The sequence below is a fragment of the Micrococcus sp. HMSC31B01 genome, assembly GCF_001816085.1.
Taxonomy (GTDB): domain Bacteria; phylum Actinomycetota; class Actinomycetes; order Actinomycetales; family Micrococcaceae; genus Micrococcus; species Micrococcus luteus.
Genome location: NZ_KV825075.1, coordinates 1 through 8,007 on the forward strand (window position 1 = coordinate 1; position 8,007 = coordinate 8,007).

Genomic DNA, 8,007 nt, shown 5'->3' on the forward strand with positions numbered 1-8,007 from the left:
CAGCGCGGCGAGGACCACGGTGCGGCGGCGCATCACGCCTGCCCCAGCTCGCCCGCGGTCAGCACGGACCGCAGCGGCGCCGTCGCCTTGGTGACGGTCTCGGCGGTCTCGGCGTCGGGATCGGAGTCGGCGACGATGCCGGCGCCGGCCTGCACGTGCGCCTGGCCGCGGTGCAGCGTGGCCGAGCGGATGTTGATCGCCATGTCCATGTTGCCCGCCAGGTCGAAGTAGCCGACGACGCCGCCGTAGGGCCCGCGCTCGGTCGGCTCCCACTCGTCCAGCAGCTGCAGGGCGCGGGGCTTCGGGGCGCCGGACAGCGTGCCGGCGGGGAAGGCGGCGCGGAGGACGTCGAGCGCGTCGACGTCGTCGCGCATGCGGCCCTCCACATGCGAGACCAGGTGGAGGATGTGGCTGAACGCCTCGAGCTCCATGAACTGGGTGACCTCGACGGTGCCGGGGCGGCACACGCGCGAGAGGTCGTTGCGGGAGAGGTCCACGAGCATGAGGTGCTCGGCCCGCTCCTTCTCGTCCTCCACCAGGTCCTTGCCGAGGAGGCGGTCGTCCTCCTCGGTGGCCCCGCGCCGCCGTGAGCCGGCGATCGGATGGGTGACCACGCGGCGGTCCCGCACGGTGACGAGCGCCTCGGGCGAGGAGCCCACGATCTCGTACGGCTCCCCGTCCGGGGTCTCGAAGGAGAAGAGGTACATGTAGGGGCTCGGGTTCACCATGCGCAGGACGCGGTACACGTCCAGACCGGTGGCGTCCGTGGTGACCGAGAGGCGGCGGGAGACGACGGCCTGGAACACGTCGCCGTCGCGGATCGCCCGCTGGGCCTTCGCGACGGCCTCGCGGAAGCCTTCGGCACCCCACCGGTCCTCGGCCTGGGCGGCGACCCCGTCCGCGTCCGCCTCGAGCCAGCGGCGCGGGACGTCGCTGACCGGGTCCGCGGCCGGGGCGGCCAGGCGCTCGACCATGGCGTCCAGGCGGGCGAGCGCGTCGTCGTAGGCGCGGTCCGCGCCGGTGGCCAGGCCGTTGCCGTTCACCGCGTTGGCGATCAGCGTCACGGTGCCGTCCAGGGCATCGTGCACGGCCAGGTCGGTGACGAGGTTCATCGCGAGGTCGGGCAGGCCGAGGTGGTCCTCGGGCGGGTGCGGCAGGCGCTCCCACGCGCGGACCGTGTTCCAGCCCAGGAAGCCGGCCATGCCGGAGACGAGGTGCGGCAGAACGCCTCCGACCTCGGCGCGCACGTCCGTGCGCAGCAGGCGCAGGCATGCCGCGAGCACGTCCAGGGCGCGGCCCTGCGTGGGCAGCCCCTCGGGCGGGGTGCCCTGCCAGTGCGCCTCGCCGTCCCGCGAGGTCAGGGTGACGGATGAGCCGGCCCCGATGAAGCTGTACCGGGACCATGCCGCGCCCGGGGTGGCGGACTCCATCAGGAAGGTGCCGGGGCGGGAGCCGGCCAGGCGCCGATGGATCGCCAGCGGCGTGAGACCGTCCGCCAGCACCGTGCGGACCACGGGGATCACGCGGGCAGTGTCCGCCAGACGCAGGAACTCCGCACGGGAGGGAGTGGTGGCGGCGGTCATCGGGCGGCCTCCTCGGGGTCGACGGCGGCCGGCGGCATGACGATCTCGCGGCCGGTGAAGCAGGTGCGGGTGCCCGTGTGGCAGGCGGGGCCGGTCTGGTCCACGGTGAGCAGCAGGGTGTCGCCGTCGCAGTCCGCGTGGACCGCGCGCACCCGCTGCAGGTGGTCCGAGGTCTCCCCCTTGCGCCACAGCTCGCCGCGCGAGCGGGACCAGTAGGTGGCCCAGCCGGTCTCGAGCGTCGCGCGCAGGGACTCCTCGTTCATCCACGCCATCATGAGCACCTCGCCGGTGCCCTCCTGCTGGGCGATGGCGGGCACCAGGCCCCGGTCGTCGAAGGTCACGGTGGCCACGAGGTCGTCGGGCGGGGAGATGCTCATGGAGGTCCAGTCTAGGGAGCCGGAGCGGGGCGTGGCCGACGGGGTCAGCGGACGGTGTGCCCCGCCTGCCGCAGGGCGTCCTTGACGCGGGCGAGCATGTCGTCCGGGCCGAAGTGGAACAGGGAGGCGGCGAGCACCGCGTCCGCGCCGGCCGCGACGGCGGGCGGGAAGTGCTCGGGCTCGCCGGCGCCGCCGGAGGCGATCAGCGGCACGCGCGTCACGGCGCGCACGTCCCGGATCATCTCCAGGTCGAAGCCCTCGCGGGTGCCGTCCGCGTCGATCGAGTTGAGCAGGATCTCCCCCACCCCGCGCTCGGAGGCCTCCCGGCACCAGGCGACGGCGTCGATGCCGGTGCCCCGGCGGCCGCCGTGGGTGGTGACCTCGTAGCCGGAGGCGCAGCCCGGGTCCTCCGTGCGCCGGGCGTCGAGGGAGAGCACGAGGACCTGGGACCCGAAGCGGCGGGTGATCTCCGTGATCACCTCGGGCCGGGCCACGGCCGCGGTGTTGACGGAGACCTTGTCCGCCCCCGTGCGCAGCAGCCGGTCCACGTCCTCGACGGTGCGCACGCCGCCGCCCACGGTCAGCGGGATGAAGACCTCCTCGGCCGTGCGGGTCACGACGTCGTAGGTCGTGGCGCGGTCCGAGGTGGAGGCGGTGACGTCGAGGAACGTGATCTCGTCGGCGCCCGCGGCGTTGTAGCGGCGAGCGAGCTCGACCGGGTCGCCCGCGTCCCTCAGGTTCTCGAAGTTCACGCCCTTGACCACGCGCCCGGCGTCCACGTCCAGGCAGGGGATGACACGCACGGCGAGGCTCACGTCGGCTCCTTCGTCTCGGGGGGCTCGGGCGGGACGGCGCGGGCCGTCAGAGGCGGATCGCGTGGATCGCGGAGATCAGGATGCCGCGGGCGCCCAGAGCGTACAGCTCGTCCATGACGCGGTTGGCGTCCGGCTTGCGGACCATGGAGCGCACGGCGACCATCGTCTCGTCCCGCAGCGGGGAGACCGTCGGTGACTCCAGCCCCGGGGTGACCGCGGTGGCCGCCTCCAGCAGGTCACGACGGATGTCGTAGTCGATCATGACCCAGCGGCGGGCCACGAGCACGCCCTTGAGGCGGCGCAGCAACACGTCGAGGCCCTCGGGGCGCTCCCCCGCGCGGCCGATCAGCACGGCCTCCGAGTCGAGGATGGGCTCGCCGAAGACCTCCATGCCGGCGGCGCGCAGAGTGCTGCCGGTCTCCACGACGTCGGCGATCGCGTCCGCCACGCCGAGCTTGACGGAGGACTCCACGGCGCCGTCGAGGTGCACCACCGTGGCGTCCAGGCCGGTGCGCTCCAGGTAGGCGTGCAGCAGCCCGTCGTAGCTGGTGGCGATGCGCTTGCCGGCGAGCTGCTCGGCGGAGGTGAAGGAGCCGACGGGGGCGGCGAGACGGAACACGGAGCGGCCGAAGCCGAGCGCCATGATCTCCTCGGCGGTGTCCCCCACCTGCGCGTCGCAGAACAGGTCGCGGCCGGTCAGGCCGACGTCGAGGGTGCCCTGGCCGACGTAGACGGCGATGTCCCGGGGACGCAGGTAGAAGAACTCGACGTTGTTCTCGGGGTCCACGAGGACGAGCTCGCGGGAGTCCCGGCGTTGCCGGTAGCCGGCCTCGGTCAGGATCTCACGGGCGGACTCGGACAGGGCGCCCTTGTTGGGCACGGCGATGCGCAGCACGCGTCGGTCTCCTCGGGGTGCGGTGGGGCGGGCGGGGAACGGGGCCGGCGGCCTCAGAGGTGGCGGTAGACGTCCTCGAGGCTGATGCCGCGGGCGATCATCATGGTCTGCACGTGGTACAGCAGCTGCGAGATCTCCTCGGCGGCGGCCTCATCCGACTCGTACTCGGCGGCCATCCAGACCTCGGCCGCCTCCTCGACGACCTTCTTGCCGATCGCATGGACGCCGGCGTCGATCTGGGCCACGGTGCCGGAGCCCTCGGGGCGCTCCTGCACCTTGCGCGTCAGTTCCGCGTACAGCTCGTCGAAGGTCTTCACGGGACCACCCTAGCGACCCTGCCCCTCCAGCCCAGACCGGAGTCGGTCATTGTGACGTACGGGACGGCGGGGTCTTCGCCACGCGCTGCACCTACGGGCCCACGTGGGACGTGCCGGCCGCTCAGCGTCCTCCCCCTCCCATGTCTGCACGTTCCTTCACTCCCATCGGGGCACGCGCGCGAGGCGGCCGTGGACGTGGGGATGACGGGCTGAACGTGCCCGTCCGGTCCGCACGCATGGCCCGGGCGACCTCCGACAGGTGGGCACGACACGCTCGTTTCTGACCCCAGCGACGACACCGCTCCTTGCACACCTGAGACACCACCAGGTCGATCACTGCCCCGAACCCCGCCCGGGCCCACCGCACCAGATCTCTTCCGCGACGCACACATCCATCTCGTCGACTGTCCACGCGTCCGGGCCTCGGGTCCAGGCCCTGGAGGTCACCGGCGGGCGGCGCGGCCGCGCCCACGTCGCCGACGGGGAACAGGAATGATGCGGCGAGAGGATCTGGGGGTAGCCGTCGTGGCCCTCCTCCCCTTCCCGGACGAGGAGCAGAGCCCCGCGCTCGGACCCGCGAACTGGAGCATGACCCACCACGATGAAGGCGACCCATCCCGTCCCGCACACCGAGTGAGCGCCCGGTTGCAGCGAGCGCAGAAGATCCTCTCCCGCTGGCGGGTGGCCACGGGCAATGCGGTGGAAGGCATGGAATGGGAGCGGGATCCCGGTGATGCGCAGCTCGTGGAGATGGCTCGGCTGCCCAGCAGTGCCGAGCTGCCCAGCGCTGGAGCCTGGCTTCCGGGGCTGGAGATCCTCATGGGCCTTCGTCGCAGACCTGGTGCCGGGCCCCCTCAACCACCGGCTCGCCACGTGCTCGTTCTATCGGGAGAAGGCTTCGGCGCCCGTCCCCTCGGCGCGTCGCCATGCTCGCCCTGACGTGAGCCGACGTTCGTGGGTGCGGGGCGTCGGCCGACTCCCACGGGGGTGGCCTCACACGCACCCGACGGTCTGTCCCACCACGTCTCAGACCCTCCGACACTTCTGTCCAACAGCTCGGTTTGGGACCGTTTCTGACGTGATGCTCTCGTGGGCGGACGGGGCGTGTAAAGGGGTATACCCGGCTGGACATCCTGGCGGGCAGATGCCCGATGTCGGCGGCGAGGCCACACCCCACCTTGCCCTGCGACCGGTTACCGGTGGTAATGTGCCGCCATTATTCATTCGACCCTTTATGGAGCCCCTGAATACATGAGCGACGGCCCAGCCGCCTGCCCTGGTGACAGTCCGAGCGTCACCCCCACCCCACCCCGCAGCTGGCGGGGTCGCCTGCACCTCGTGGGGAGGTGACTCAGGCATGGATCCAGTCCTGACACTGATCCTCGGATCCCTCATCATCCTGGCGATCATCGCCGCCAACGGCTTCTTCGTGGCCCAGGAATTCGCGTACATGTCTGTAGACCGCGTCCGCCTGCAGACCGCTGCCAAGGCCGGCGACCGCGCCGCCGCCCGCGCACTGCAGGTCACTCGCCGCACCTCCTTCATGCTCTCCGGCGCGCAGCTGGGGATCACGGTCACAGGCCTCATGGTGGGCTACGTGGCAGAGCCGATGGTGGGTGCGGCCCTGACCGAGTTGCTCGGCGGCACCGCACTGCCTTCTGAAGTGGTCATCGCCATCTCCACGCTGGGCGTACTGGTGGTGGCCACCCTGGTGCAGATGATCATCGGCGAGCTATACCCCAAGAATTTGGCCATCGCCAACCCCGAGCCCCTGGCCCGCGCTCTGGCCCGGCCCACACAGATCTACCTCGGCCTGTTCGGCTGGCTCATCTGGGTCTTCGACAAGGCGGCCGAGGTGCTGCTCAAGCTCCTGCGCATCGAGCCAGTGCACGACGTCGACAGCACCGCCTCCGCCGAGGACCTGGACCGCATTGCCCTGGACTCCAGAGCTTCCGGATCCTTGCCCGCGGAGGTCTCCGTCCTGATCGACCGGGTGCTGGACTTCCCAGACCAGGACGTGCAGCACGCGATGGTGCCCCGCTCGCGTGTGGACGAGGTTCAGCCCCAGACCTCCCTGGCTCAGGTGCGCGACCTGATGGCCACCGGCCACACCCGCTACCCGGTGATCTCGAACGAACACGAACCGCTCGGGGTAGTCCACCTCACCGACCTGCTCGGTGAGACCCGGATGGCCCCGGACACCCCCGTGTCCGCCCTGATGCGCCCTGCATTGGTGCTGCCCACGATGATGTCCCTGCCCGACGCAGCCCGGGAGCTCGACGGCTCAGGGCAGCAGATGGCGTGCATCGTGGACGAGTTCGGCGGCTTCGTCGGCGTGCTCACAGTGGAAGACCTCGCGGAGGAGCTCGTGGGCGAGCTCACGGACGAGCACGACCTGCACCCCCAGGAGGAGATCACCGCCACAGGCCTGCACTCCTGGGTCCTGAGCGCAGAGGCCCACCTGGACGAGCTCGAGCGCCTCGTCGGGCACCCCCTGCCCGTGACCGAGGCCGAGTCCGCCGCCGGTCTGACCATCGACGCTCTGGGCCGTCTGCCCCGGGAAGGCGAGGTCATCACGATCGACCTGCCCGAGGACCCACGAGACTTCGGGGCTGAGGAGGTCTACGACCGCCACCTGCAGGTCGAGGTCCTCTCCATCCAACGCAGGGTCCCGGCTCGACTGCGGATCCACCTCATCGAGGTGCCCCGCTCTGACACCGCCGGCAGCCATGCCGCCCACGAGGCCCAGCCCGACGCCACCACGGACGAGGAGCGATGATGCACGGTCCACTGATCGTCATGCTCGTGACCACAGCGCTGATCGTGCTCAGCGCGATCTTCGTCATCATGGAGTTCTCCCTGCTGGGCGCCCGCCGGCACCGGCTAGAGGCCGAGGCAGGACGCAGCCGCGCCGCGCGGGCCGCTCTCAAGGGAGTCGACGAGCTGACCCTCATGCTCGCCGCAGCCCAGTTGGGCATCACCTTGTGCACCTTCGCCCTGGGGGCGATCACCAAGCCGGCCGTCGACGCATGGCTCGGCCCCGTCCTGGAGGACTGGGGCATCCCCGCAGCGGCAGCCGGAACCGCCTCCTTCGTCCTGTCCTTGCTGGCCGTGACCTTCCTTCACCTGGTCATCGGGGAGATGGCCCCCAAGTCCTGGGCCATTGCCCACCCCGAGACCGCAGCCAAAGCCGTGGCCGTGCCCGCACGCGCCTTCGTCTGGACCGTTCGCCCCCTGCTGCTGCTGGCCAACCGGCTGGCCAACCGCCTGGTGACCCTCAGCGGCGTCACCCCCGTGGACCAAGCCGCCGTGGGCGGCTACGACGCAGCGGCCATTCGTCAGCTGGTTGAGCACTCCGCCGCCGCCGGCACCCTGGACCGGCAGAACCATGAAGCCTTGGCCGGTGCCCTGGACCTTCAGACCCTCACTCTCGGGGACCTCCTCCCCCAGGGTCAGCACCCGGTCAAGGTCGCCCCCGACGCCGACGTCGAGGCGGTCCAGAATGCCGCTGCGTGCTCAGGGCACTTGCGTATCCTGGTCCAGCCGGACCATACCCCTGAGAGCGTTCCGGGCGTCGTCCACGTGCGGGACACCCTCACGATGGAGCCTTCTGCGCCAATCCAGCCGCTTATCCAGCAGGCTCTGACGCTGCCCTCCACCACACCGTTGCACGAAGCACTTGCCTCCATGCGCCGCAACAGCCGCCAGCTGGCCGCAGTAACCCAGGACAACCGGTTCACTGGGGTCGTCACCCTCACCGACGTCTTGCGCGGAGTGTTGCCCCGCGCGGCTTGAGTCCACACCTCGGCAACACCACCGCGGGGGCCGCTGAAACGGCCCCCGCGGTGGTGTGGACAAAGAATCAGAATCGGCACAGTGGCCTCGCCCCCCATTCCGGCCTCAATGGGCTCAGTCATGCTCCGACTCACGGGCGTGTAACGGCTAAATCGGTCGTTTGTGGCGGCTGCTCGGTGTGCCGCCCGGTGTCATGTGTGGCTTGCGCCGCTATATGGCGGGGTT

7 protein-coding genes are annotated in these 8,007 nt (G+C 71.0%); 2 read left to right on the forward strand and 5 right to left on the reverse strand.

What is annotated here, in order from left to right:
- Positions 1–32 precede the first annotated feature (32 nt).
- From HMPREF3105_RS05080 to HMPREF3105_RS05100, 5 genes are read right to left on the reverse strand one after another with little or no spacing between them, the layout of a single operon-like run.
- Complete coding sequence (locus HMPREF3105_RS05080; RefSeq protein WP_070708903.1) at positions 33–1,583, reverse strand: chorismate-binding protein; 1,551 nt, start codon at positions 1,581–1,583, stop codon at positions 33–35.
- Positions 1,580–1,960 (reverse strand): phosphoribosyl-AMP cyclohydrolase, encoded by a 381-nt coding sequence (gene hisI / locus HMPREF3105_RS05085; protein ID WP_070708904.1) that lies wholly within the window; start codon positions 1,958–1,960, stop codon positions 1,580–1,582. Before hisI ends, HMPREF3105_RS05080 begins: the two co-directional genes overlap by 4 nt.
- A 44-nt stretch (positions 1,961–2,004) precedes the next feature.
- Positions 2,005–2,775: an imidazole glycerol phosphate synthase subunit HisF gene (gene hisF / locus HMPREF3105_RS05090; RefSeq protein WP_036382782.1), complete on the reverse strand. Its 771-nt coding sequence runs from the start codon at positions 2,773–2,775 to the stop codon at positions 2,005–2,007.
- A gap of 46 nt (positions 2,776–2,821) precedes the next feature.
- Complete coding sequence (gene hisG / locus HMPREF3105_RS05095; RefSeq protein ID WP_070708905.1) at positions 2,822–3,670, reverse strand: ATP phosphoribosyltransferase; 849 nt, start codon at positions 3,668–3,670, stop codon at positions 2,822–2,824.
- Between the two features lie 53 nt (positions 3,671–3,723).
- Positions 3,724–3,987 carry a phosphoribosyl-ATP diphosphatase gene (locus tag HMPREF3105_RS05100; RefSeq protein ID WP_010078767.1) on the reverse strand — a complete coding sequence of 88 codons (264 nt, stop codon included), beginning with the start codon at positions 3,985–3,987 and terminating at the stop codon, positions 3,724–3,726.
- A 1,357-nt stretch (positions 3,988–5,344) separates the two neighbouring features.
- On the opposite strand from HMPREF3105_RS05100, the gene HMPREF3105_RS05110 reads away from it, so the two are divergent.
- The gene (locus HMPREF3105_RS05110; RefSeq protein ID WP_036337238.1) at positions 5,345–6,766 is read left to right on the forward strand and encodes a hemolysin family protein; all 1,422 of its coding nucleotides are present in this window, start codon (positions 5,345–5,347) and stop codon (positions 6,764–6,766) included.
- A complete protein-coding gene (locus HMPREF3105_RS05115) occupies positions 6,766–7,782 on the forward strand; it encodes a CNNM domain-containing protein (RefSeq protein WP_036337237.1) in 1,017 nt (338 codons plus the stop codon). The genes HMPREF3105_RS05110 and HMPREF3105_RS05115 overlap by 1 nt, the downstream gene beginning before the upstream one ends.
- The last annotated feature ends 225 nt before the right edge of the window (positions 7,783–8,007 follow it).

Coding starts and splice junctions, on each gene's coding strand:
- HMPREF3105_RS05080 (WP_070708903.1), bottom strand. CDS start 1,583: ATGACCGCCGCCACCACTCCCTCCCGTGCGGAGTTCCTGCGTCTGGCG.
- hisI (WP_070708904.1), bottom strand. CDS start 1,960: ATGAGCATCTCCCCGCCCGACGACCTCGTGGCCACCGTGACCTTCGAC.
- HMPREF3105_RS05110 (WP_036337238.1), top strand. CDS start 5,345: ATGGATCCAGTCCTGACACTGATCCTCGGATCCCTCATCATCCTGGCG.
- HMPREF3105_RS05115 (WP_036337237.1), top strand. CDS start 6,766: ATGCACGGTCCACTGATCGTCATGCTCGTGACCACAGCGCTGATCGTG.